The sequence below is a fragment of the Aliiroseovarius sp. PrR006 genome, from assembly GCF_010500215.1.
Taxonomy (GTDB): domain Bacteria; phylum Pseudomonadota; class Alphaproteobacteria; order Rhodobacterales; family Rhodobacteraceae; genus Aliiroseovarius.
In genome coordinates this window covers 1363401-1385824 of record NZ_JAAGOY010000004.1, presented here as the reverse complement: position 1 = coordinate 1385824, position 22424 = coordinate 1363401, and the positions used below count along the sequence as shown (strand labels likewise).

Here is a 22424-nt window from a genome sequence, read left to right as displayed (position 1 = left end):
ATACGCGCGTTAGCCGCGGCGGAAAGCGGATTTGATGTCTGCCATGTGGAAGGCGCCAAGCATTTGCCCCGCCAGACCGTAGATTGCAATCCCACCAAGGACGAGTACGGCCAGGGCTGCGATCTTTACGCCTGCGATTGCGAAAAGCGGTGTTATGACGAAGGTTGCCGCGACGAGGGCAGCACCCATGATGGCGCTGGCGGCACAGATGCGCCACAGGCGGGACCAGAAGCGCGTGTCAAAGCGGGTTTCCTCGCCCATCCGCGTTGCGCCGATCCATGTTAGCGTGGTGATGGTCCAGCCGGCCAGTGTTGTCCCGATGGCGGCGGCGATGAAACCCAGATGGTAGCTGAGCCCGATGGCGATGGCGGCATTCACGACCATGCCGACAAGCGCGAAATGGAAAGGCGCGCGGGTGTTCTCGCGGGCGAAATACACCGAGGAAAGTACTTTTTGCAGCACGAAAGCGGGCAGGCCTGCGCCGTAGATCGCGGTGGCAAGTGCGGTCCATTTCGTATCGTCGAGCGTGAAGGCGCCGCGTTGGAACAGCACCTCGATCAGCGGGATCGGGATCACCATCAGGGCGACGGCGGCGGGGACAGTCAGAGCCAGTGACATCTCGCCCGCTCGGCTGAGCGCGTCGCGGCTGGCGGCCATATCTCCGGCGCGCAGGTTGCGCGAGAGTTCCGGCAGCAGCACGATGCCGATGGCGATGCCGACCACGCCCAAGGGCAGTTGGTACAGGCGATCGGCATAGTAGAGCCACGCCACCGCGCCTTCAAAGAAGCTGGCGACCTGACGGCCCACCAGAAGGTTGATCTGGGTGACACCGCCCGCAAGGGCTGCCGGGGCGGCAATTATGGCGAGCCGTTTCAGCTCGGGCGTCATTTTTGGTATGCGCGGAATCAGGCGGTATCCGGTGCGGCTGGCGGCGATCCAGACCAGCACGACTTGGGCAATGCCGGCGATGGGGACGGTCCATGTCATGGCCAAGCCGATGTCGCCGCCCATCAGGTCCGCGATTAGCATCGCTGCGATGAAGATCACGTTCAGAAGCACCGGGGCGGCGGCGGCGGCCATGAAGCGCCCGGTGGCGTTCAGAACGCCCGATAAAAGGGCGGCCAGCGAGATAAACAGGATATAGGGAAACGCGATCCGGCCATAGGTGACGGCGAGGTCGAAGCGATTATCCTCGGTAAAGCCCGAGGCCATGGCATAGACCAGCGCGGGCATGAAGATCTGCGCGATGATTGAGAATATGACCAAGATAAAGGCCAGTCCCGCAAATGCATCGCGGGCGAATTCCAACGCGCCGTCTCTGGCCTCGTGTTTCTTGGCGAACATCGGCACGAAGGCCACGTTCAGCGTGCCTTCTGCAAAGAAGCGGCGGAACATGTTGGGCAGGGAAAAGGCGATCAGGAAGGCCTCGGCCACCGCGCTGGACCCCAGAAATGCACCGATCATGATGTCGCGCACGAAGCCCAAGATACGGCTGGCCATCGTCCAGCCGCCAACGGTCATGAAACCTCTGGCAAGTCGCGACGCCATTACGCTGTCGCCCTTTCCGCGCCTTTTTCGATCGCCGTGCGCAGCTTGCCTGCCAGCAGATCCTGTTTGTGTTCGGCGTAGTATTTCAGGCCGAACATATCCTTGACGTAAAAGCTGTCGACGACCTGCTCGCCATAGGTCGCGATCACGGCAGACGCGATGTAGACATTGGCATCGGCCAAGGTGCGGGTCAGGTCATAGAGCAGACCGGGGCGGTCGCGGGTGTCGACCTCGATGATCGTGTAGATTTCCGAACCTTCGTTGTCGAAGGTGATCGTGGTGGGCACCTTGAAGGCGCGCTCGCGTTTCTTGATTTTGTCGCGGCCTGCAATGGCGTCGCGCGCGACGACTTCGCCCTTCAGGATCTTGTGGGTCATCTGGGTCAGGCGTTTCTGCTTGGCCACATCGAACGGGTTTCCGTCGGCGTCCTGCACCCAGAAACACGCCGTCGCATAGCCGTCTTTCGAGGTATAAGTGCGCGCGTCCACGATGTTGGCCCCGACCGAGGTCAGCGCGCCTGCGAGACGCGAGAAAATGCCGGGGTGGTCGGCCAGCACGAAATAGGCACGGGTGACGTCGCGATCTTGATCAGGCTCAAGCTCGATCCGGACCTCGTTGTCCTGAATGTCACGCAGAAGCCGGGCAAAAACTGCGTGGGCCGAGACATGCAGCCCCTGCCAATAGGCATCGTAGTGCCGGGCAGTTTCAGTCTTCAGGTCTTTGGGCTTCCAGCCCGCCAGCTCTTTACGCAAAGCGCGTTTACTGTCGGCCCCGCGGCTTTCGCGGTTCAGTGCCTCGGTCCCATCTTCCAAAACCCGGCGCGTCTGGTTGTAAAGCGTGCGGATCAGGGTGGCTTTCCAGTTGTTCCACGTATCCGGCCCGACGCCGCGAATGTCACAGACCGTCAGTACGGTCAGCAGGTCCAGCCGCCGGACCGAACGGACCGCCTTGGCGAAATCCTGCACTGTGCGCGGGTCCGAAATATCGCGTTTCTGCGCCATGTCGGACATCAGAAGGTGATAGCGCACCAGCCATTCGACTGTTTCGCATTCTCTCTGTGTCATGCCCAGCCGTGGGGCGACTTTGCGGGCAATCTTGGCCCCCAGAACCGAGTGATCCTGTGGGCGACCCTTGCCGATGTCGTGCAGCAGCATCGCGACCATCAGGGTCTTGCGATTGACGCCCTTGTTGATGATCTCGGAACTGATCGGCAGCTCGTCTTCCAGCTCGTGCCGCTCGATCTGTGCGAAATTCGAGATCACCTGAATCGTGTGCTCGTCCACCGTGTACGAGTGGTACATGTTAAACTGCATCATCGCCACGATGGGCTCGAACTCAGGGATGAAGGCGGCCAAAACACCCAGCTCGTTCATCCGGCGCAGTGCACGTTCGGGGTTACCGTGTTTCAACAGCAGATCAAGGAAGATGCGGATTGCTTCCTTGTCTTCGCGCACCTCGTCGTCGATCAGATGCAGATTGTGCGAGACCAACCGCATGGCATGCGGGTGGATCAACATGCCGGTGCGCAGGCCTTCCTCGAAGATGCGCAAGAGGTTCAGCTTGTCGGACAGGAATGCGGCTTCGTCAGGAACATCCAGTCGCCCCTGTTGTACAACAAAGCCGTGCTTTAACTTGCGCCGACGTTTCAGAAGCCGCATCAGGCGCGGCTCCTTCTTCAGGTGCTGCGCTTCCAGCGCGGTCAGCACGATCCGCGTCAGGTCGCCCACTTGGGTTGCGTGGCGGAAATATGCTTGCATGAAATGCTCGACCGCGCGTCGGCCTTCGGTGTCTTCAAAGCCCAATCTGTCGGCGACCTCGACCTGCAGGTCAAAGGTCAGTTGGTCCGAGGGGCGATTGGTCAGAAGATGCAGCTGGCAGCGCACTGCCCACAGAAAACTTTCAGCGTCACGGAAGGTTTCGAACTCGTCGTCGGTGAACACGCCTTTCGAGACCAGCTCGGACGGGTGCGCCACGCGGTGCTGATACTTGGCCACCCAAAAGAGCGTCTGAAGGTCTCGCAGCCCGCCTTTGCCCTCTTTTACATTGGGTTCAACCACATAGCGCTGACCCTGTTTGGTGTGGCGGGTGTCGCGCTCGGCCAGTTTGGCCTCGATGAACTCGGCCAGCGTGTCGTCAAACAGGTCTTTCCACAGCCGTTCGTCCAGATCATGCGCCAGTTCAGCGTCACCACAGACGGGGCGTTGCTCTAGAAGCGCGGTGCGGATGGTATAATCTTCGCGCCCCAGACGCAGGCAATCGTCGATCGTGCGCGAGGCGTGGCCTACTTTCAGGCGCAGGTCCCACAGCATGTAGAGCATGCTTTCAATGACGCTCTCCGCCCAGGCGGTGATTTTGTAGGGCGTCAGGAACAGCAGATCCACGTCCGACTGCGGCGCCATTTCACCGCGGCCATACCCGCCCACGGCAATTACAGCGATCCGCTCGGCCGTGGTGGGAAGGGGCAGGGGGTGAAGGCGCTCGGTCGCGACCCGATGCACGCAGCGCACCACGCAATCGGTCAGAAAACTGTACGCAGCGGTGGCAGGATGTGCATCTAGCGGGGCCTTCGACAACGCCTCGGCTATGTTGGCGCGGCCCGATTTGATGGCGGTGCGCAGCTCGACAACCGTCAGCTTGCGAATGGCCGAGGCATCCTTTGCATCCTCGAACGCAAAGTCGAGCCGCTGCCAGAGGGCCTTCTCATCAAGGATGTCGTTGGCGGGGCAAATCAGCCGCCCCGCCGTTTGGTCCGGCTCGGGCCGGTCGCGCTTAGAATCCGGCACCGGCAAAGCTTCTGGGTGCGGGGTCGATGATGACCACCGATCCGTTCTGGATCTGGGCGATGGCGAGGCCACGCTCGTTCGTGCCGTCACCGCGCAGGCGGAAGATGCCGTTGACGCCCACAAAGCCCTGCGGCTGGGTCAGAGCCGTGGTGGTCAATGCGTTGGCTTTGCCCGCTTTAACCAGTGCGCCGATGGCGGCAATGCCATCATAGGCGAGCCCGGCAATCGGATGCGGGGTGGCGCCATACTGGGCGTGATAGCGCCCCGAGAAGCGGCTGCTGAGTGCCGGGTCCGGGATGGCGAACCAGCCGCCTTGCAGACCGGGCAGCGACATGGCGTTCGCCGGAATGTCCCAGCGCTGCAGGCCGATATACTGGATCGTGGCAGGATCGACGCCGTTTTCCGGCAGCAGACCTGCCAGGAAGGGCAGCGCCCCGGATGTGCCCGAGGTCAGGAAGATCGACTGAGCACCCGAGCTGCGGACCTGTTCGCTGATCCCGGGCAAAGCGTTGACGATGCCATTCTGCGACAGCTCGAACGAGGATGTGCCCGCAAGCGTAGCACCCGAATTCAGGATGGCGGTTTGAATGGCTGCGCTGCCTTGGTTTTCGGCCTGGTCCTGACCGTTCACGACCAAGATGTTGCCCTTGCCCTGACGGGTGGCATAGCGGGTCAGGCGGTTGGCCGTGTTCTGGAACGTGTTGCCCAGAATGAAGACGTTTCCGCCTGCGATGTTTGGGTTGTTGGAAAAGCTCAGCACGTTCACATTGCGGCGGGCCACAGCGACACCAGCGGCGTTGGCGTTTTGCGCGAAGACTGGGCCCAGAAGGATCTTGGCACCGTCGTTGACGGCTTTCGTCGCCATAGATGCGGCCTGATTCGTATCGCCCGCGGTGCTGTAGACGCGCAGGTCGATGGTGACTCCTGACAGTTCAGACATGGCCAATCGGGCTGCGTTTTCCAGCGATTGTGCAAGGCTTTCGTCGTTCTCGGATCCTGACCCTGACGGCACCAGAAGAGCAACGGGGACGGGCTTCGACGTGTTGATATTCTGCCCAATTTGCGACCCGGTTGGGGTGCAGGCAACAAGAGCGGAAAACGACGCGAAGATAGTAAGAGCACCCAGAGCCTTGCGGGTGCGTGCGAAAACGGCAAACATACAATATCCTTTCCCGGGCGAGGCAGAACGCCCCCCGACAGACGGCTACATAATAACTCTCAGAACAGGCAGGTCCAGTGTGAAACCCCTGAATACTCCCCTTGATCCCGGACTATATCTGGTCGCCACGCCCATCGGAAATGCGCGTGATATCACGCTGCGTGCTCTGGATGTGTTGGCCTCGGCTGATGTGATCGCTGCCGAGGATACCCGGACGACGCGTAAGCTTTTGGAAATTCACGGAATTGCGCTGGGGGACCGCAAATTGATTGCCTATCATGACCACTCGGGACAGGCGGGTCGCGATGGCATCAAGAAGCTGATTGGACAGGGCAAATCGGTGGCCTATGCCAGCGAAGCAGGCAGCCCATTGGTGGCGGATCCCGGCTTTGCTCTTGCGCGAGATGTCGCGCAGGACGACGGCTTCGTGACCGCCCTTCCGGGCGCCACCGCTGCCATCACCGCGCTCAGTCTTTCTGGCCTGCCATCGGACCGGTTCTGCTTTGCAGGATTTGCCCCCTCCTCCAAAGGCGCGCGCCAGAAATGGTTGGCCGAACTTCTGGCGATCCCCGCAACGCTGATCATCTATGAAAGCCCCAAACGCATTAACCGGCTATTAGAAGATTTGTGTTCCACTGAGGCGAAGTCCCGCTCGGCTGCCATCTGCCGCGAATTGACTAAGAAGTTTGAAGAAATCCGGCGTGGAACGGTTAACGAACTTTTTGATCAGTTGTCGGACATGACGTTGAAGGGCGAAATCGCCCTTGTCGTTGGGCCAGCAGAAGCGGGGGAAGAAGTCGTGGACCTTGAACAGATGCTGGGCACTGCCTTGAAAGATATGAGCATGAAAGATGCGGTCGCGATGGTAACACAGGCTACTGGCCTGCCGCGGCGCAAGGTCTATCAAGCCGCATTGGCGATGGGGCGCGACGCATGAGCGGTAAGGTGTCTTATCTGTCTGGTCTGGCTGCCGAAGATTCTGTTGCACGTGCCTATCAGGGGAACGGGCGGCAGGTGGCGTTTCGACGTTGGCGTGGTAAGCGTGGCGAGATCGATTTGATTGTGCGCGATCGCGACGAGGTGATCTTTGTCGAAGTCAAGAAATCCCGCGATTTTCTGCGGGCGGCCGAAGCGTTGTCCAAGGCGCAGATCAAGCGGCTTTATCAAACGGCAGCTGAGTTTCTGTGCGGTGAACCCAAAGGGGACCTGACACCCTGCCGTTTCGATGTGGCCTTGGTGAACGGCATTGGCGAAATTCAGATCGTTGAAAATGCGCTGGGCTACTGAATTGGGGGGGATGCCCCATTGCGCCACGGGCTGCTCTGCCCCATTTATGGGGGACTGAATTCAGACGGAGCCCCACATGTCGCTTAAAGTTGCCATCCAAATGGACCCGATCGACCATGTCGACATCAACGCCGACAGCTCTTTCCGCATCGCGGAAGAGGCACAGGCGCGGGGGCACAGCCTGTTTTACTACACCCCTGATCAGCTGTCTTATCGCGAAGGGCGCGTAATCGCGCGCGGCTGGCCGCTGACTGTTCGTCGCGAGCAAGGCAATCACTTCACGCTAGGTGCTCTTCAGGACATGGATCTGGCAGACATGGATGTGGTCTGGTTGCGGCAAGATCCGCCCTTTGACATGGGCTATATCACAACGACCCATATCCTTGACATGATCCACCCGGACACTCTGGTGGTGAATGACCCGTTCTGGGTGCGCAACTACCCCGAGAAGCTGTTGGTTCTGGAATTCCCCGACCTGACGCCCCCCACCATGATCGCGCGCGATTTTGAAACGCTGAAATCGTTCAAGCACAACCATGGGGACATCATCCTGAAGCCGCTTTACGGCAATGGCGGTGCGGGCGTGTTCCGTTTGGACGAATATGATCGCAATCTCGCCTCGCTGCATGAGCTGTTCGCGGGCATCAACCGTGAGCCGCTGATCGCGCAGAAATTCCTGCCCGACGTCTCGAATGGTGACAAGCGCGTGATCCTTGTGGATGGAGAACCTGTCGGCGCGATCAACCGCGTTCCCGCAGCGGGCGAAACGCGTTCGAACATGCATGTGGGCGGGCGACCCGAGAAGATCGGCCTGACCGAGCGTGATCTAGAAATCTGCGCTGCCATCGGCCCACTTCTGCGCGAGAAAGGTCAGATCTTCGTCGGCATCGACGTGATTGGCGACTACCTGACCGAGATCAACGTGACCTCGCCCACCGGCATTCAAGAGCTGGAGCGCTTTGACGGCACAAACGTGGCCGAGAAAATCTGGCAGGCCATCGAAGCCCGCCGCGCATGAGCTGGCTGCGCCGCCCCTTAAATCTGTGGCTGCGCCTGACCGAGCGTCCGGCGTTGACCCGCGCCACACCCCAAACGGTGCATCGCGTACGCAGAAGGTTCGAGAGGGTGACGCGTCTGACGCTGCCTCCTCCACGCGGTCTTCGTTACGATTGGCATGACCACATGACGCGCCCGGTGATGGAAATTAACCCGGGTGTGGCCGGTGATGCGCCGATTCTGCTGTATTTCCATGGTGGCGGCTATTTCTTCGGTTCGCCCAGAACCGTCCGCAACATGGTGGGCCGTATCGCGCATGCGTCCAGCGTGCGCGCGCTTTTGCCCGTCTATCGTCTGGCGCCGGAACACCCTTTTCCTGCCGCCCCAGAAGATGCGCTTGCCGCCTATCGGGACGTGATCGCTGCCCACCCGGATCGCCCCATCATTCTGGGCGGAGACAGTGCCGGGGGTGGTTTGGCGCTGGTGTTGCTCTCGCAGATCGTAGCGATGGACCTTCCGAAACCCGCATTGACCGTCGCTATGTCGCCGTTGACGGACATGTCCACCAGCGGTGCATCGATCAAGGGCAATGATGCGACCGAAGTGGTTTTACCCGCCGAGCGGATGGACGATCTGGCCCGGTATTACCTTGACGGCGCTGATCCCCTCCACCCTCTGGCCAGTCCGCTTTTTGCCGAGTTTACAGGGGCAACGCCGGTCCTGATCACCGCTAGCCGGTCCGAGATTTTCTTGGATGACGCCCGCCGCATGGCGCAGGTTCTGGAAGATCACGGGGTGTCCGTCGATCTGCACGAGGCGGACGGCTTGCCGCATGTCTGGCAGATGTTTGCAGGAAGACTGCCCGAGGCCAATCACTCGGTGCGCCGCATCGCGGCCGCCATCGAGCAAGCGCTTGCAGATCACGCGGTCTGACCTACCAGACGGTATCCCAGTGCTTCGGCTACGTGGCTGCGTCCGACGTAGTCAGCCCCGTCCAGATCCGCAATCGTTCGCGCCACGCGCAGCACGCGATGGTATCCGCGCGCGGATAGGCCAAAACGGTCCGCCGCCTTGTTCAGAATTTCGCGCCCATCGTGATCCGGCGTGGCCACCCGCGCCAGAAGATCGCCTTCGATGTCGCAATTCGTCGTGACCTCGGGCTGATCCACATAGCGCTCGGTTTGCCGCGCACGTGCTTCGGCCACACGGGCGGCAATATCCGCGGAGGGTTCGCCGGTGGCAGGCAGGTCAAGGTCCTGAAAACTGACCGGGGGCACTTCAAGCCGCAAGTCAAAACGGTCCAGCAACGGCCCCGAGATTTTGCTCATGTAATCCGCGCCGCAATTGGGCGCGCGATTGCAGGCGCGGGCGGCGTCAGTCAGGTAGCCACATTTGCAGGGGTTCGCAGCGGCCACCAAAAGGAACCGGCTGGGATAGCGTAAATGCGCATTCGCCCGTGCCACGGTAACGTCGCCAGTTTCCAAAGGTTGGCGCAGCGTTTCCAACGTCTGGCGATTGAATTCGGGGAACTCGTCCATAAACAACACGCCATTATGGGCCAGACTGATTTCGCCCGGCTTTGCGCCGCGCCCGCCGCCGACAATTGCGGCCATTGAGGCCGTGTGATGCGGTGCGCGGAAGGGGCGGGTTTGCGAAATGCCGCCTGCATCCAATAGGCCCGAGACCGAATGGATCATCGAGGTTTCCAGCGCCTCGCGCGCGGACAGGGGCGGCAAAATGCCGGGCAGACGGGCGGCCAGCATCGACTTGCCGGACCCCGGTGGGCCGACCATCAACAGGTGGTGCCGTCCGGTGGCGGCGATCTCTAGCGCTCGTTTGGCGCGCTCTTGGCCTTTCACCTCGGCGAGGTCCTTTGATGTGGCTGCAGTGGTAACCTGCCCCGCCGAGGCTGGCACGATGGGGGACTGCCCGGTGAAATGTTGCAGCACGCCCGCAAGGCTGTCGGCGGCCAGCACTTTGGTCGCGTCGATCCATGCGGCTTCCGCCCCGCAGGCCTTGGGGCAGATCAGGTCCAGCTCGTTCTCGGCGGCGGCGAGGGCCGCAGGGAGGGCGCCCAGCACCGGGATCAGCGATCCGTCGAGAGACAATTCCCCAATGGCCAAACTGCCCTCCAGGTCTTCGCGGGGGATCAACCCGGCCTCGGCCAGCAGGGCCAGTGCGATGGGAAGGTCGAAATGCGAGCCTTCCTTGGGCATGTCGGCGGGGGACATGTTGATGGTGATCTTGCGCGGGGGGAGGGCGACGGACATCGACGCCAGCGCCGCGCGCACCCGTTCACGCGCTTCGGATACGGCCTTGTCCGGCAGGCCGACGATGGCAAAGCTGGGCAGGCCGGGCGAGAGGGCGCATTCGACCTCGACAATCTTCGCGTCGATGCCTTCGAACGCCACCGTGCTGATACGTGCCACCATGATCCAGCCTGCCCCTTTTCAGGCAGGCTAGACCGACATGGTTAGTAAAAGGTTAATCGTGGTATTAACCGCTATGCGCGGCCACCATCGCCACGAAGGCGGGCCATGCTTCTGGGTCGTTCACCGTCTTGTCGCGACATCCCGGGTTGCAGAAGCCCCAGACCTGCCCGTTCAGCTTCAGAAAATCCGTGACCGGATCGCCGGAATAGGGGCAGGCGTCGTTGATCGAAGGACCACTACAGGCGACGGCCGCCAAGGGGGCGGGGCCGGGCCAATCCGACAGGGGAAGCCCGTCGATATAGGGCACCGGATCGTAGGATTTCAAAAGCCCCATTGCGCGCCAGCGGCGGAAGGCGGGATCGGCCAGATGCGCCGCCACATAGGCATGTGCACCCGCGCTGACCGGCAGGCCGAACCCGGCGATCCGCGCGGCCACGGGGGCATAGAACACATCGGCTAGCGAGTAATCTCCGAACAGCCACGGGCTGTTGTCTCGGCCGAACTTGGCACGGGCGATGGCCCACAGCTCTTCGATGCGGGTGAGATCGGCCAGAACCTCGGCGGAGGGATCAAATCCGTCGACCACGCCCAAAAGCTGCATCGGACAATCGCCGCGCAGCGCACCGAAGCCCGAGTGCATCTCGGCGACAAGCCACCGAGCCAGCGCACGGGCGGCAGGGTCCTCAGGCCAGAGGCCAGCGTCGGGATGGGCTTCGGCCAAGGTCTCGGCCATGGCAAGCGTGTCGCCTACCGGGATGCCGTCCGGCGTCTTCATCACGGGTACAAAGCGCGCGGGGGCCAGCTCGGCCAAATCTTCTTTCAACGTGCCGCTATAAAGCCCGGCCAAATGGGAGCGAAAGGGGATGTTGAACGCTTCGAACATCAGCCAACCGCGCAGGGACCAGCTCGAAAATGTCTGGTCGCCGATATAAAGATCGTAAGTCATAGGCTTACGGTAACGTGATGTGATCCGCGTGCAATTTCCAATTTGTGACGAGGGTGTTCACGGCAAGTGATTGATCGCCTCAACCGACCACGCGGCCCCGTCCCAATGCAGCTGCGTGACCGACAGGTTGTCGATCTTGTAGCCAAGCGCATCATAGGCTGTCATTCCGCCCGCGCGCGCGATCTGGGTCAGGATGACGCCGAAATGGGCGACCGCGATGACGTGCCGGTGGCCGGATGCATTCAGCCCGTCCACTACGCCGGTCACGCGCGCAGCAAGTTGGTTCCAGCTTTCGCCCCCTGGTGCCACGTGATCCCCGGGCGTTTCCCAAAAGGCGCGCGACAGGTCCGGGTCGCGATCCGCGACCTCGTGCCAGCCCAGCCCGTCCCATTCGCCAAAGTGAAACTCGCGCAGGTCTGGGTGGTGCGGTAGGCGGGCCCGATCGTTCCCGATCGCATCTGCCGTAGCCGAGGCGCGGATCAAATCGCTTGAAATCACCGCCGCCTCATCCGGCAGGTGGTCCGACAACCGTGCCAAGGCAGCGGTGTCCGACAGGTCCGCCGGCAGATCCCGCCAGCCCACCATGTTCTTGGCGTGGGTTGGCCCGTGACGGACCCACCACCAAGTGACCGGCGTGCTCATGGTGCGCCATCGGGCAAGTTGCCCTTCAGTGCCAAGGGCAACCCAGCCATCACCGTGACCACCAGATCCGCGCGTTGGGCGACGCGCTGGTTCAGTTCGCCCTGCGCCTGCCGAAACCTCCGCGCCAATGCGTTTTCCGGGACGATCCCCGCGCCGACCTCGTTTGAGACGACAACGATCGGGGCCGCGCAGTCTGCCATTGCTTTGAATAGGGTCGTTTCTGCCGCGCCCAGATCGGTTTCCGCAAACAGCTGGTTTGACAGCCACATGGTCGCGCAATCGAACAGGACCACCTCGTTCGCGTGGGCGCAATCGAGGGCCACGGATCCCTCCAAAGGCGCTTCGATCGTGCGCCAGCCGTCGCCCCGTCGCGCTTGGTGGCGGGCGATCTTGTCATCCATCTCGGTGTCGAAAGACTGTGCCGTAGCGATATACAGCATCGGGCGACCGGTGGCCGTGACCAGATTCTCGGCATAATCAGACTTGCCGGAGGCCGCGCCGCCCAGCACGAGGGTCAGTGGGGGAAGTGTCATGCTCATCCATCTGACGTGGCATTGCGACACATGGCGCGTCAAGGCGAAAGCGCTTGAGGGTGGTGGGACTGCGCCCTAGCCTGATCGTATGAAACAGTTGCTCTATGCCCTGACTCTGGTGGCCGTGCCCGCTTCTGCGCAAACCTATGACGAGTGGTCGCGTGTGGCCGCTACGGATGTCGTGATCTTGGGCGAGGTGCATGACAACCCAGCCCACCATGACAGGCAGGCGGAGATCGTGCAGGATTTGGCCGCCGCCGCGCTTGTGATCGAGATGCTGGAGCAGGAAGACGCCACTGCATTAGCCGCAGATCCCGCCGCGTTTGCAGATCGTTGGGCCGAAACTGGTTGGCCGGATTTCCAGATGTATCTACCGATCTTTCTGGTGCATGACGGGCCGATCATTGGTGCCGCCGTCCCCCGCGAGGTGGCACGCGCGACCTATGCGGATGGGGTCGTGGCACATTTTCAAGGGGATTCGGTGGCCTATGGTTTGACCGAAGCGCTTCCGGAAGACCAACAAAACCAGCGGATCGAATTGCAGTTCCAAGCCCATTGCGAAGCCATGCCGCGCGAGATGATGGGCGGTATGATCGAAGTGCAGCGCCTGCGGGACGCCACCTTGGCCGCCGGGGTGGTGCAGGCGGTGGCGGATACGGGCGGCCCGGTGGTGGTCATCACCGGGAACGGCCACGCGCGTAGGGACTGGGGTGTGCCTGCTTATCTGGCGCGGATAGCGCCCGAGTTACGCGTGATTTCGGTCGGGCAGGGCGAAGACGGCGTACCGCCCGAGGGTGAGTTTGACTTTGTTCTGAACGCGCCTGCGCCGGATCGGCCTGATCCCTGCGCGCAGCTCAAATAGAACCTGCCCATTGAAAGGCAGGCCATGCTCCCGTAACTGTTTGATTGTACTTCTAAGGGGATCCCCATGCTGGCTGGCAAACACATCCTTCTGATCATCGGCGGCGGCATCGCTGCCTTTAAATCCTTGGACCTGATCCGACGCCTGCGCGAACGCGGGGCCGAGGTGACGCCCGTGATCACCAAAGCCGGGCAGGAATTCGTGACGCCCTTGTCCGCGTCCGGTTTGGCGGCGAACAAGGTGTATACCGATCTGTTTGACCTGACGGACGAGGCCGAGATGGGCCATATCGAACTGTCCCGCGCTGCCGATCTGGTGGTGGTCGCGCCCGCCACGGCGGACCTGTTGGGCAAGATGGCGGGGGGGCTGGCGAACGATCTGGCCTCGACCCTTCTGATGGCGACGGACAAGCGTGTGCTGGTCGCGCCCGCAATGAACGTGCGCATGTGGGAGCACCCGGCCTGCCAGCGCAACGTTGAGACTTTGAAAGGTGACGGCGTGTTGTTCGTTGGCCCGAACGAAGGCGCGATGGCCTGTGGCGAGTACGGTCCGGGCCGGATGTCTGAGCCTTTGGAAATTGTCTCTGCCGTTGAAGAGGCGCTGATGGACGGACCCTTGAAGGGCAAGCATGTGCTTGTGACCTCGGGCCCGACGCATGAGCCGATTGATCCGGTGCGCTACATCGCCAACCGATCATCGGGGGCGCAGGGCACCGCGCTGGGCCGCGCCTTGGCCGCGCTTGGTGCGGATGTGACCTTTGTCACCGGTCCCGCGGACGTGCCCCCACCTGAGGGCGTGACCGTGGTGAAGGTGCAATCTGCGCAAGAGATGTTGAAGGCCGTGAAAGCTGCGCTTCCTGCTGATGCCGCGGTCTTCGCCGCTGCTGTGGCCGACTGGCGTGTCGCCTCGGCGTCGAATAGCAAGATCAAGAAAGATGCCAAGGGCAGCATGCCGGTTCTGAAGTTTGCCGAGAATCCGGACATTCTGGCCAAGGTGTCCAAGATGAAGAAAGGTCGTCCGCCGCTGGTCGTGGGATTTGCCGCGGAAACCGATGACGTCATGGCCAATGCCACCGCGAAACGTGAGCGGAAAGGCTGTGACTGGATCGTCGCCAATGATGTCAGCCCGGAAACCGGGATCATGGGCGGATCCGAGAATGCGGTAACGCTGATCTCTGAAACCGGCGTCGATGTTTGGCCGCGTATGGGTAAGGACGATGTTGCCCGTCAGCTGGCTGCGCGCATTGCGGATGCGTTGGCGAAGTAGATTTCATGCCTCCGGCGGGGATATTTGAAGCAAGAAAATGAGAGGGCCGATGCCACAGATCAAGGTTGTTCGTGAAGAGGGCGCAGATGTGTCCGTGGTGTTGCCGTCCTACGAGACTGCCGGGGCAGCGGGTGCTGATTTGCGTGCCAATCTGCCCGAAGCGGATCGTGCGGCGGGGTGGGTTCTGGCGCCGATGGAGCGGCGGATTGTGCCGACAGGTCTGCGTGTTGAGATCCCGGATGGGTTTGAAATGCAGATCCGTCCGCGTTCCGGGTTGGCGGCCAAGCATGGCGTGACGCTGGCCAATGCGCCGGGCACCATTGACAGTGATTATCGCGGGCCGCTTGGGGTGATCTTGATCAATCTGGGGGCCGAGCCGTTTACCATCGGTCATGGCGAGCGCATTGCGCAGGCCGTGATTGCCCCCGTGGTGCAGGCGGAGTACGTTCAAGTGGACGTGCTGGGCGACACCTCGCGCGGAGCCGGTGGGTTCGGCTCCACGGGGCGCGGCTGATATGGCGTGGGTTCTTCTGACATTGGCTCTGATCTGGTTGGGCGGCGCGTATATGCGGTTCTCCAAGGTGCAGCGCTGGTATTTGACCGGGCTGCTGGCGGTAGTGGTTCTTCTGAGCTTCGCGGTCCTGCCTGCGGGCAATCCCATCGCTGCCGGTTTGGGTGGCAATTTCACCATCTGGGCGGTGTTTTTTGCGGCGATCGGTTTGGCTGCGCTTTACGGGCGTGGTTTGGCGTGGCTGAAATCCCGCGTGCCCGATGCGCCGACGCCTGACGAGGATGATGGCCCCTTCACAGATACCGAGATTGACCGCTATGCCCGCCACATCGTCTTGCGCGAAATCGGCGGGCCGGGGCAGGTGGCGCTGAAAGAGGCCAAGGTCCTGGTCATCGGGGCTGGGGGGCTTGGCTCGCCGGTGCTGCTCTATCTGGCGGCGGCAGGGGTCGGTACTATCGGCGTGATTGACGACGACGTGGTCGATAACTCGAACCTGCAGCGGCAAGTGATCCACCGTGATGCCGACATCGGCATCCCCAAAGTCTTCTCGGCCGAGGCCGCGATGAAGGCGCAAAATCCTGCCATTGAGGTGCGCCCGTATAATCGCCGTCTGACCGAGGACGTCGCTGATGATCTGCTGGCAGACTACGACCTGATCCTCGAAGGCTCGGACAATTTCGAGACGCGCTATCTGGTGAACCGCGTCGCCGCCAAACTGGGCAAGCCCGTCATCGGTGGCGCGCTCAGTCAGTGGGAAGGGCAGGTATCCACGTTCGATCCGGCCAATGGCGCGCCCTGCTATCAATGCATCTTTCCCGAAGCTCCTGCAGCCGGGCTGGCCCCAAGCTGCTCTGAAGCGGGCGTTGTTGGCCCGCTGCCCGCCATCATCGGCGGCATCATGGCGACCGAAGCGGTGAAAGAGATCACCGGCGCGGGCGAGGGGCTGCGCGGCCGAATGCTGATCTATGACGCGATGTATGCCGAGACGCGGGTGATCAAGACGAAGCGGCGCGAGGGGTGTCCATGTTGTGGGTGAGAGGGTTCGGGACGTCTTCCCGTTCAAATCGTCACCTATGCCGTACCGTAGCATAATACTGTTCAAAATCTAATCATTGGAGGTCGTCGAGATGAGTGGTGAAACCAATCTAGACGAACTGATTAAGTCCATGTCGGCAGTTCTAGTTGATGGATTGTATGTGTTTGTGACTGTCCAGCCGGATCAACCACTGCCCGACATCGAACCTCGTATGACTTTCAAAGAGGCGGAAGGCACCACTTATATCTTGCTGAAGTCCGAAGCGGAAAAGCTTGGGCTGCCCTATGAATTTCCGTGTCGTATGATCACTCTTAATATTCATTCGTCGCTTGAAGCGGTTGGCTTCATGGCTCGAATAGCCACTGAGCTTGCAAAGTATGACATGGGCGTAAATCCCGTCTCTGGATTTTTTCATGACCATTTGTTTGTGCCGGATGGACGCCAGGAGGACGCCATGAACGTCCTAAAGGCCATGTCACAACGCTGAACACCCCTTCCTTCCCCATCCTTGCCCCCTAGCTTTCCCTCAAAGGAGATCCCCATGACCAACCCGCTTCTGTCCGCTTGGGACACGCCCTTTGAGCTGCCGCCGTTTGACCTGATCACGGATGCCGATTTCGAGCCGGCTTTCCACGTTGCATTGGACGACACCCGTGCGGCGATTGCGGCGATCACAGACAACCCGGATGCGCCGAGTTTTGCCAACACGATCGAGGCGTTGGAGCTTGCGGATGCGCCGCTCGACCGGGTGCTCGGCGTGTTCTACAACGTGGCGGGTGCTGACAGCAGCCCAGCACGGGAAGAGTTGCAGCGCACGTTTTCGCCTCTGCTCGCGGCGTTTTCGTCCGAGGTGTCGATGAACGCGGAGTTGTTTCAGCGGGTTGAAGTGCTGTGGCAGTCGCGCGACGCGCTAGGATTAACTGATGAACAGGCGCGCGTTCTGATGCTGACCCGTCGCAATTTCGTACGGTCAGGCGCGCTGTTGGAAGGCGCGGATCGGGATCGGTTGAAAGAGGTTCTTGAACGGCTTGCCACGCTAGGAACCGAGTTCACCCAGAACCTTCTGGCGGATGAGCGCAGCTGGTTCATGCCCTTGGAGGCGGATGATCTGGACGGGTTGCCCGATTTCGTGCTGGATGCTGCCCGGGTAGCCGGGGCAGAAAAAGGAGTGGACGGACCTGCCGTGACGCTCTCGCGCTCGGTCATCACGCCGTTCTTGCAGCATTCCACCCGCCGCGATCTGCGCCAGAAAGCGTATAAGGCCTATACCGCGCGTGGCGCGAATGGAGGTGACACCGACAACCGTGCGATTGCCGCTGAAACGCTGTCTCTGCGCGAAGAACGCGCGCGTCTGTTGGGCTATGACAGTTTCGCGGCATTCAAGTTGGAGACCGAGATGGCAGGAACGCCCGACCGTGTACGCGATCTGCTGATGCAGGTCTGGGAACCGGCCCGAGACGCGGCCAATAAGGATGCGCTCCGTATGACCGAGATGCTGCACGCGGACGGCCATAATGGTGATCTGGAGCCGTGGGATTGGCACTTTTACGCGGAACGTCGGCGTGAGGCCGAGCACGATCTGGACGAGGCCGAGATCAAACCGTTCCTTCAGCTCGACCGGATGATCGAGGCGTCGTTTGACACCGCCAACCGCCTATTCGGGCTGGAGTTCGCGCCTTTGGACGTGACGTTCTATCACCCTGACGCCCGCGCGTGGGAAGTGACCCGCAATGGCCAGCACATCGCGGTGTTCGTGGGCGACTACTTCGCGCGTGGTTCGAAGCGATCCGGTGCGTGGTGTTCGGCCATGCGCAGCCAGCAGAAACTGGCGGGCGACATTCGCCCCATCGTGGTCAATGTCTGCAACTTTGCCAAGCCCGAGGACGGCCAGCCCGGTCTTTTGTCGTGGGATGACGCGCGGACCCTGTTCCACGAGTTCGGTCACGCGCTGCACCAAATGCTGTCCGATGTGACATACCCGTCGATCTCGGGCACATCCGTCGCGCGGGACTTTGTCGAGCTGCCCAGCCAGCTTTACGAACACTGGTTGGAAGTGCCCGAGGTGCTGGGCAAGTTCGCCACCCATGCGAAAACGGGCGAGGCGATGCCGACTGCGCTGTTGGACAGATTGCTGGCCGCGTCCACACACGACACCGGGTTCCAGACGGTCGAATTCCTGTCCTCGGCCATTGTCGATCTGGACTTTCACGACGGTGCAGCGCCCGCTGATCCGATGGAGGCGCAGGCCGCAACGCTCGACCGCATCGGCATGCCCGCTGCGATCCGCATGCGCCACGCCACCCCGCAGTTTGCCCATGTCTTTGCAGGCGACGGATATTCGTCGGGCTACTACAGCTATATGTGGTCCGAGGTCATGGACGCTGACGCATTCGACGCTTTTACCGAAACGGGCGATGCGTTCGACCCGGCAATGGCCGAGAAGCTGGAGGAGCATATCCTGTCGAAAGGCGGATCGGTGGATGCAGCAGACCTGTACACTGCCTTCCGTGGACGTTTGCCCGGCGTTGAGCCGCTGTTGAAGGGGCGCGGGTTGACTTAAGCTTTCTGGGGGTCGTCCGGATGCGTTTCGACCCCCACCGGATCCTTGTGGATCAGAACATCGGTGTTCGGGTAAGCATGCAGAATGGTGCGGCGTAGGCTGGCGCCGATAGAATGCGCTTGGTCCAGCGTTTGCGTGCCATCCAGTTCGATATGCATATTGATAAAGGTGATCGAGCCTGACCGGCGGGTCTTCAGATCGTGAAACCCGTGGATGCCGGGATGGTCGCGGGCGATGGCCTCGACCCCTGCAATCACGGCCGGATCTGCGGCGCGGTCCATCAATCCGTCCCACGCAGTTTTGAAGATACGCAGCGCACCTACCGCCAGCATGATCGCGGCACCAATGGCGACGACGCTATCAATCTGCTCCATCCCGAACCACGCAGCCGCCCAGAGCGACAGGATCGCACCGATATTGGGGATGAGGTCGCCTAGATAATGGAGGCTATCCGCCTTCACCACGGCAGACCCCGTGCGTGTGGCCACGTGGCGTTGCCACAGGACCAGCGCAAGCGTCAGCACGATGGACACGACCATCACAAAGATCCCGCTTTCATGGGACATGATAGGGGCGGGCTCGCCCGACAACAGCCGTGCCACGGCCGCCCATGCAATGATCCCGGCCGAGACCAGAATGAACAGGCTTTGGCCCAACGCTGCCAGATCCTCGGCCGAGGAATGGCCAAAGGCGTGATCCTTATCCGCTGGGCGCGAGGCGTACCAGATCGCTGCCAACGCCCCCAGTGACACCATAAGGTCCATCGCGCTGTCGGCCAGCGATGCAGCCACGGACAGGGCCTGCGTTTCGCCTAGCGCCCACAGCTTCAGCGCCACAAGCGTCACGGCAACAAGTGCCGAGGCAGCGCCCGCCGACAGGTTCAATCTGGTGCTTTCAGGTTTGTTCATATGTCTGGGCTAGCCCACGTGGGCGGGGTGTGCAAGTTGCGACCGCTACTTGATCTCTTCGTCCGAGCCAACGCCCCAGATGGTTTCTTTGGTCGTCCACCCACGAATACCGTCGGCCTTCAGGCGACACCAGACCGGCCCGCAGCTTTCGATCCGCGCGATCACGCCGGCCTCAAGATAAGCGTTGATCTGGCTTTCGGGGTCGGCGCGGCCGTAAAGCGGCATCAAATCCTGATCCACAATCGCCGTCCGCGCGCCCGACAGAAGTGAGTAGTGTACCCAGCCGCCGACGCCGTCACGGTCCTGCACCTGACGCCAATGTTCGAACTCTCCAATGACGCGCAAGGGCATGCCGCGCTGTTTGAAGACCCAGTCGATCCGGTGGCGCAGCGATGGTCCCCGGCGCACGTTACCTTCGGACCCTTTTAGGGACACGAAGCGGGGAATCGGTAGGTTGGTGACTGCGCCGCGTTCCGGTGCGGCCTCGGGTGTTGTATCAGACTGCGCATGCCCTACCTGCGTGGCCAAGCACACAGCCAGAACGGAAGCCGCAAAACGGATGCCAAATCGAAAACGCACAGTGATCTCCTGCTGCCCAACACCGCCCGCGCAATTTTATTTCGTCTGCGATCCGGAGAGAGCTTGTACCTTGCCTCGTTCCTTGTCACTTTGTCAGGGACACGCGCAAAAGAAAACCCGCAGGGAGGGCTGGCATGAGTGCTGAACGTCTAAGTGTTGTCGTGACGCGACGGTTGCCCGAGGTTGTCGAGACCCGGATGATGGAACTGTTTGATGTCGAGCTTCGAGACGATGACAAACCGATGAGCCAAGCCGAGCTTGCCGACGCGATGAAGCGTTGCGACGTGCTGGTGCCGACCATCAACGACCGAATTGATGCCAATATGTTGGCGGGCGCCGGCGAACGTCTGCGTTTAATCGCCAACTATGGCGCAGGTGTGGACCACATTGATGTCGGATCGGCCCGTCAGCGCGGCATTCTGGTATCCAACACGCCGGGCGTCTCGGCCGATGACACGGCGGATATGGCCATCGCGCTGATTCTCGCCGTTACTCGCCGTTTCCCGGAAGGTATTCGCATGATGGCATCCGGTGAATGGGAGGGCTGGTCGCCTACAGCCATGCTGGGCCGCCGTATTCAAGGGCGCCGCGTGGGCATTCTGGGCATGGGTCGCATCGGTCAGGCCGTCGCCGCCCGTGCACGCGCTTTTGGGATGCAGGTGCATTACCATAACCGCAAACGTCTGCATCCGCAGATCGAAGAGCAATTCGAGGCGACCTATTGGGAAAGCCTCGATCAGATGGTTGCGCGGATGGACATCCTGTCGATCAACTGCCCGCACACGCCGTCGACCTTTCACCTGATGAACGCACGGCGCCTTAAGCTGATGAAGCCGGATGCGGTGATCGTGAACACCTCGCGCGGGGAGGTGATTGATGAAAACGCGCTGACCCGGATGTTGCGCGCGGGCGAGATCGCCGGCGCTGGTCTGGACGTGTATGAACACGGCAACGAAATTAATCCCCGTCTGCGCGATCTGCCCAATGTCGTGGCTCTGCCGCATATGGGATCGGCGACGGTCGAAGGGCGCGTCGAGATGGGCGAGAAGGTTCTGATCAACATCAAGACCTTCGCCGACGGTCACCGTCCGCCCGATCAGGTCGTGCCCGGAATGCTCTGACCCGGTATGCGCCGCCTTCTGGCCCTTCCCGTGATGGTAGGCTTCGCCTGTGTTCTGGCCGGTGTCTATGGCATTGTGCACAACCAGATCAGCTTCACGGTCGGGCCGGACTATTTCTACGCTCTGAAATTTCCGCAATTCCGCATCCCGGAGCTTTTGCAAAGCCGGGTTGGCGCGGGTTATGTCGGCTGGCAGGCCAGCTGGTGGATGGGGCTGGTGATCGGCATTCCGATCGCCGTCATGTCACTGGGGATCCCGTCATCTACACAGGCATGGCGCGTGTTTCTGCGGGCGGCGTTTCTGGTGGTCGCGATCACGCTGGCGCTGGGCTTGGTGAGTCTCGCCTTTGATCCGCCGATGGAGCATATCCCAGTACCTGCGGCGGCCAAGGACCCCATCGGATATGGCCGTGCGGCGATGATGCATGACACCTCGTATATGGCGGGAATGATCGGGTTGGTGGTCGGGCTTATCTATGTGGGGGCGCAGGTGCGCGCAGCACGTCGGAAAGCTTTCAAGGCACCCTCTGAGGGGCAGTAGCATGCTGAAACCCACCGCCCTTGTCGCGCTGGTCTGTTTAACCGCCTGTTCGCGCCCTCTCTCCGAAAATGAGATCCAGATGTCCAAGACCTTGTTCGGGGACAGTCTGGACACCAGCAAAGTCCGCGTACGGGCCGGGATCGGCGCGCTGCCGTTGCCGAAACCCGATCCGGTTCCTCAAAACGCGCCGAAGACCGCGCCGCGCGACATTCCGAAAACGGTGTGCGATCGCGTGCCCCAGCCCGACAGGGAATGGGAGTTTCCACCGGGCTTCGCGTTGTGGAATCAGATCTATCTGAAGCGCGCGCTTTATCGCGAGGACATGTTCGAAGGCTGGCCCGAAAGCCTGCCTATGCCTCATGCGCTTTTGATGGCGCACGAGCTGGTGCATGTCTGGCAATGGCAGAACCGCGACCGCACGGGCTATACGCCCACCAAATCGGGCGCCGAGAGCTTTCAACCGGGCGATCCATACTACTGGCCGGGGCGCGAACCCGGCGCTTACTTGTCCTATAACTTCGAAGCGCAGGCGGCTTTGGTCGAGGACTATATATGCATGACGCTGTTCGTCCCCGACCATCCACGCCGCAAAGAGCTTGAGGCGCTGATCACGCCCGTGATCCCCGTGGACCAGTTGGCGGACGTGCTAGGGCGTTGATTCCGCCACCTATGTCGTTTTCTATCTTTGTAAGGTCGGGCAGGTTCGGACCTGACC

General features: G+C 61.4%; 22 protein-coding genes. 13 read left to right on the top strand and 9 right to left on the bottom strand.

All coding sequences use genetic code 11. From position 1 onward, the window contains the following. Positions 1-9: 9 nt before the first annotated feature. From murJ to G0Q00_RS06770, 3 genes are read right to left on the bottom strand one after another with little or no spacing between them, the layout of a single operon-like run. Positions 10-1548 carry a murein biosynthesis integral membrane protein MurJ gene (gene murJ, locus G0Q00_RS06780; RefSeq protein ID WP_163037576.1) on the bottom strand — a complete coding sequence of 513 codons (1539 nt, stop codon included), beginning with the start codon at positions 1546-1548 and terminating at the stop codon, positions 10-12. After that, on the bottom strand, positions 1548-4331 hold the full coding sequence (locus tag G0Q00_RS06775) for a [protein-PII] uridylyltransferase (protein WP_370458547.1): 2784 nt from the start codon (positions 4329-4331) through the stop codon (positions 1548-1550). Before G0Q00_RS06775 ends, murJ begins: the two co-directional genes overlap by 1 nt. Continuing rightward, complete coding sequence (locus G0Q00_RS06770) at positions 4318-5490, bottom strand: penicillin-binding protein activator (RefSeq protein WP_163037574.1); 1173 nt, start codon at positions 5488-5490, stop codon at positions 4318-4320. The genes G0Q00_RS06775 and G0Q00_RS06770 overlap by 14 nt, the downstream gene beginning before the upstream one ends. A 79-nt stretch (positions 5491-5569) precedes the next feature. Here G0Q00_RS06770 and rsmI point away from each other — a divergent pair, with 79 nt between their 5' ends. From rsmI to G0Q00_RS06750, 4 genes are all read left to right on the top strand, one after another. After that, positions 5570-6427, top strand: a complete 858-nt coding sequence (rsmI, locus tag G0Q00_RS06765) for a 16S rRNA (cytidine(1402)-2'-O)-methyltransferase (RefSeq protein WP_163037572.1) — start codon at positions 5570-5572, stop codon at positions 6425-6427. Beyond that, entirely contained in the window at positions 6424-6777 is a 354-nt protein-coding gene (locus G0Q00_RS06760; RefSeq protein ID WP_163037570.1) for a YraN family protein, read from the top strand. The genes rsmI and G0Q00_RS06760 overlap by 4 nt, the downstream gene beginning before the upstream one ends. A 76-nt stretch (positions 6778-6853) precedes the next feature. Then, positions 6854-7795: a glutathione synthase gene (gshB, locus tag G0Q00_RS06755; protein WP_163037568.1), complete on the top strand. Its 942-nt coding sequence runs from the start codon at positions 6854-6856 to the stop codon at positions 7793-7795. Then, a complete protein-coding gene (locus G0Q00_RS06750; RefSeq protein WP_163037566.1) occupies positions 7792-8706 on the top strand; it encodes an alpha/beta hydrolase in 915 nt (304 codons plus the stop codon). The genes gshB and G0Q00_RS06750 overlap by 4 nt, the downstream gene beginning before the upstream one ends. Here G0Q00_RS06750 and G0Q00_RS06745 read toward each other — a convergent pair. The 4 genes from G0Q00_RS06745 to cobU all read right to left on the bottom strand — a co-directional run bounded on the left by G0Q00_RS06745 (position 8694) and on the right by cobU (position 12332). Beyond that, positions 8694-10205, bottom strand: coding sequence for a YifB family Mg chelatase-like AAA ATPase (locus G0Q00_RS06745; protein ID WP_163037564.1), 1512 nt, complete (start codon positions 10203-10205; stop codon positions 8694-8696). The two genes, G0Q00_RS06750 and G0Q00_RS06745, sit on opposite strands and share 13 nt — an antisense overlap. Before the next feature lie 64 nt (positions 10206-10269). Continuing rightward, entirely contained in the window at positions 10270-11151 is an 882-nt protein-coding gene (locus G0Q00_RS06740; RefSeq protein ID WP_163037562.1) for a glutathione S-transferase, read from the bottom strand. Between the two features lie 57 nt (positions 11152-11208). Beyond that, on the bottom strand, positions 11209-11793 hold the full coding sequence (locus tag G0Q00_RS06735; protein ID WP_163037560.1) for a histidine phosphatase family protein: 585 nt from the start codon (positions 11791-11793) through the stop codon (positions 11209-11211). Then, entirely contained in the window at positions 11790-12332 is a 543-nt protein-coding gene (cobU, locus tag G0Q00_RS06730) for a bifunctional adenosylcobinamide kinase/adenosylcobinamide-phosphate guanylyltransferase (protein WP_163037558.1), read from the bottom strand. The genes G0Q00_RS06735 and cobU overlap by 4 nt, the downstream gene beginning before the upstream one ends. Positions 12333-12414: 82 nt before the next feature. Between cobU and G0Q00_RS06725 the strand changes: the two genes are divergently transcribed. The 6 genes from G0Q00_RS06725 (at position 12415) to G0Q00_RS06700 (ending at position 18561) form a co-directional block, all read left to right on the top strand. Then, positions 12415-13188, top strand: a complete 774-nt coding sequence (locus tag G0Q00_RS06725) for a ChaN family lipoprotein (protein ID WP_163037556.1) — start codon at positions 12415-12417, stop codon at positions 13186-13188. Between the two features lie 66 nt (positions 13189-13254). Beyond that, a complete protein-coding gene (gene coaBC, locus G0Q00_RS06720) occupies positions 13255-14454 on the top strand; it encodes a bifunctional phosphopantothenoylcysteine decarboxylase/phosphopantothenate--cysteine ligase CoaBC (protein ID WP_163037554.1) in 1200 nt (399 codons plus the stop codon). 49 nt (positions 14455-14503) lie between these two features. After that, positions 14504-14968, top strand: coding sequence for a dUTP diphosphatase (gene dut / locus G0Q00_RS06715; protein ID WP_163037552.1), 465 nt, complete (start codon positions 14504-14506; stop codon positions 14966-14968). 1 nt (position 14969) lies between these two features. Continuing rightward, the gene (locus G0Q00_RS06710) at positions 14970-16001 is read left to right on the top strand and encodes a molybdopterin-synthase adenylyltransferase MoeB (RefSeq protein ID WP_163037550.1); all 1032 of its coding nucleotides are present in this window, start codon (positions 14970-14972) and stop codon (positions 15999-16001) included. A gap of 91 nt (positions 16002-16092) precedes the next feature. Beyond that, the gene (locus G0Q00_RS06705; protein ID WP_163037548.1) at positions 16093-16488 is read left to right on the top strand and encodes an ACT domain-containing protein; all 396 of its coding nucleotides are present in this window, start codon (positions 16093-16095) and stop codon (positions 16486-16488) included. A 54-nt stretch (positions 16489-16542) separates the two neighbouring features. After that, a complete protein-coding gene (locus G0Q00_RS06700; RefSeq protein ID WP_163037546.1) occupies positions 16543-18561 on the top strand; it encodes a M3 family metallopeptidase in 2019 nt (672 codons plus the stop codon). Here the strand turns inward: G0Q00_RS06700 and G0Q00_RS06695 are convergent. Beyond that, positions 18558-19469, bottom strand: coding sequence for a cation diffusion facilitator family transporter (locus G0Q00_RS06695; protein ID WP_163037544.1), 912 nt, complete (start codon positions 19467-19469; stop codon positions 18558-18560). The two genes, G0Q00_RS06700 and G0Q00_RS06695, sit on opposite strands and share 4 nt — an antisense overlap. A gap of 45 nt (positions 19470-19514) precedes the next feature. Further along, a complete protein-coding gene (locus G0Q00_RS06690; RefSeq protein ID WP_239058393.1) occupies positions 19515-19997 on the bottom strand; it encodes an SH3 domain-containing protein in 483 nt (160 codons plus the stop codon). Between the two features lie 185 nt (positions 19998-20182). Here G0Q00_RS06690 and G0Q00_RS06685 point away from each other — a divergent pair, with 185 nt between their 5' ends. The 3 genes from G0Q00_RS06685 to G0Q00_RS06675 are packed head-to-tail and all read left to right on the top strand — an operon-like array spanning position 20183 to position 22367. Continuing rightward, a complete protein-coding gene (locus G0Q00_RS06685; protein ID WP_163037542.1) occupies positions 20183-21169 on the top strand; it encodes a D-glycerate dehydrogenase in 987 nt (328 codons plus the stop codon). A gap of 6 nt (positions 21170-21175) precedes the next feature. After that, positions 21176-21709 carry a hypothetical protein gene (locus G0Q00_RS06680; protein WP_163037540.1) on the top strand — a complete coding sequence of 178 codons (534 nt, stop codon included), beginning with the start codon at positions 21176-21178 and terminating at the stop codon, positions 21707-21709. 1 nt (position 21710) lies between these two features. Continuing rightward, positions 21711-22367, top strand: a complete 657-nt coding sequence (locus G0Q00_RS06675; RefSeq protein ID WP_163037538.1) for a hypothetical protein — start codon at positions 21711-21713, stop codon at positions 22365-22367. The last annotated feature ends 57 nt before the right edge of the window (positions 22368-22424 follow it).

Bases quoted from the DNA above. Each gene is read 5' to 3' on its own strand.
- G0Q00_RS06760 (WP_163037570.1), top strand. From the start codon at position 6,424: ATGAGCGGTAAGGTGTCTTATCTGTCTGGTCTGGCTGCCGAAGATTCT.
- G0Q00_RS06675 (WP_163037538.1), top strand. From the start codon at position 21,711: ATGCTGAAACCCACCGCCCTTGTCGCGCTGGTCTGTTTAACCGCCTGT.
- G0Q00_RS06750 (WP_163037566.1), top strand. From the start codon at position 7,792: ATGAGCTGGCTGCGCCGCCCCTTAAATCTGTGGCTGCGCCTGACCGAG.
- G0Q00_RS06745 (WP_163037564.1), bottom strand. From the start codon at position 10,205: ATGGTGGCACGTATCAGCACGGTGGCGTTCGAAGGCATCGACGCGAAG.
- G0Q00_RS06740 (WP_163037562.1), bottom strand. From the start codon at position 11,151: ATGACTTACGATCTTTATATCGGCGACCAGACATTTTCGAGCTGGTCC.
- G0Q00_RS06680 (WP_163037540.1), top strand. From the start codon at position 21,176: ATGCGCCGCCTTCTGGCCCTTCCCGTGATGGTAGGCTTCGCCTGTGTT.
- G0Q00_RS06735 (WP_163037560.1), bottom strand. From the start codon at position 11,793: ATGAGCACGCCGGTCACTTGGTGGTGGGTCCGTCACGGGCCAACCCAC.
- G0Q00_RS06700 (WP_163037546.1), top strand. From the start codon at position 16,543: ATGACCAACCCGCTTCTGTCCGCTTGGGACACGCCCTTTGAGCTGCCG.
- G0Q00_RS06685 (WP_163037542.1), top strand. From the start codon at position 20,183: ATGAGTGCTGAACGTCTAAGTGTTGTCGTGACGCGACGGTTGCCCGAG.
- G0Q00_RS06710 (WP_163037550.1), top strand. From the start codon at position 14,970: ATGGCGTGGGTTCTTCTGACATTGGCTCTGATCTGGTTGGGCGGCGCG.
- G0Q00_RS06770 (WP_163037574.1), bottom strand. From the start codon at position 5,490: ATGTTTGCCGTTTTCGCACGCACCCGCAAGGCTCTGGGTGCTCTTACT.
- dut (WP_163037552.1), top strand. From the start codon at position 14,504: ATGCCACAGATCAAGGTTGTTCGTGAAGAGGGCGCAGATGTGTCCGTG.
- G0Q00_RS06695 (WP_163037544.1), bottom strand. From the start codon at position 19,469: ATGAACAAACCTGAAAGCACCAGATTGAACCTGTCGGCGGGCGCTGCC.
- cobU (WP_163037558.1), bottom strand. From the start codon at position 12,332: ATGAGCATGACACTTCCCCCACTGACCCTCGTGCTGGGCGGCGCGGCC.
- coaBC (WP_163037554.1), top strand. From the start codon at position 13,255: ATGCTGGCTGGCAAACACATCCTTCTGATCATCGGCGGCGGCATCGCT.
- murJ (WP_163037576.1), bottom strand. From the start codon at position 1,548: ATGGCGTCGCGACTTGCCAGAGGTTTCATGACCGTTGGCGGCTGGACG.
- G0Q00_RS06725 (WP_163037556.1), top strand. From the start codon at position 12,415: ATGAAACAGTTGCTCTATGCCCTGACTCTGGTGGCCGTGCCCGCTTCT.
- gshB (WP_163037568.1), top strand. From the start codon at position 6,854: ATGTCGCTTAAAGTTGCCATCCAAATGGACCCGATCGACCATGTCGAC.
- G0Q00_RS06705 (WP_163037548.1), top strand. From the start codon at position 16,093: ATGAGTGGTGAAACCAATCTAGACGAACTGATTAAGTCCATGTCGGCA.